This is a genomic window from Tenacibaculum sp. MEBiC06402 (assembly GCF_049239625.1).
Lineage (GTDB): Bacteria > Bacteroidota > Bacteroidia > Flavobacteriales > Flavobacteriaceae > Polaribacter.
Map to the genome: position 1 here is coordinate 1 of NZ_JBMKKT010000017.1, position 826 is coordinate 826.

Genomic DNA, 826 nt, shown 5'->3' on the forward strand with positions numbered 1-826 from the left:
GAAGCTTCGGGACAGCCGCAATTAATTATACACGTTGTTGGCAACTTTAATTTTAGCAATCAGTTATTAAGTATAAGTTTAATTTCCAAACTCCATTTGATTTCTTAAATCCGACACTTTTTAAAACACCAATTTCAATTAGTTCAACCTCGTAGTAAAATCTGTTTTTCGATAGCTTAAAAGTGTTTTTCCATTTTTGGTCAATTCCAATCCGATTTATGAAGTTGTCATTGTCAAAAATCCAATTACTTTTACTAAGAATATACGTCTCTTCACAAGCACCGACAGCAGCAGTCAGGTTATTAAAATCAATATGTTTTTTCTGGAAATTATAATCCGAAAAGAACTTGTTGAGAAAGTCTGTTAAGTCTTTTGGAATTTGCTTTTTATCTGAATAAGATTGAGAAATATTTTGATAATTCTCTGTTTTTTTGAAGGCAAGATTCCAATCATATTTTTCAACCTTTCCTTTTAAATAAGATTCATGAACAGTATCCTTTTCAATCTGTAAATCTTGATTATTGATTATAGGCTGTTTTTCAGTTTCTATAATTTTTAAATCCTCAGGTTTACTACTTTTTTTCTTTTCGTTACATGAGATTATTAATAAAAGTAAAATTGATAATTTTAGTATTTTCATTTTTATTGTTGCCAACGTATTTGTGTATGATTTTTTGCGGGAAAAGGACGCGAGTTCTTTTCAGTTGTTTCGGAAAGATAATTAATAAGATTGAATTTCCGATGAGGAAATTCAGCCGCAATTAATTATACACCTTGTTGTGCTATGTTATATCTTTCTTTTTAACTTTCTCAAACAGTCTTTATA

General features: G+C 28.9%; 1 protein-coding gene. It reads right to left on the reverse strand.

Annotated elements, in window-relative coordinates:
- Positions 1-52: 52 nt before the first annotated feature.
- The gene (locus ACOSP6_RS00140) at positions 53-640 is read right to left on the reverse strand and encodes a hypothetical protein (protein ID WP_422092302.1); all 588 of its coding nucleotides are present in this window, start codon (positions 638-640) and stop codon (positions 53-55) included.
- Positions 641-826: the final 186 nt, after the last annotated feature.

What these genes read in the sequence shown, in the direction of transcription:
- ACOSP6_RS00140 (WP_422092302.1), bottom strand. Translation starts at nt 640, where the DNA reads ATGAAAATACTAAAATTATCAATTTTACTTTTATTAATAATCTCATGT.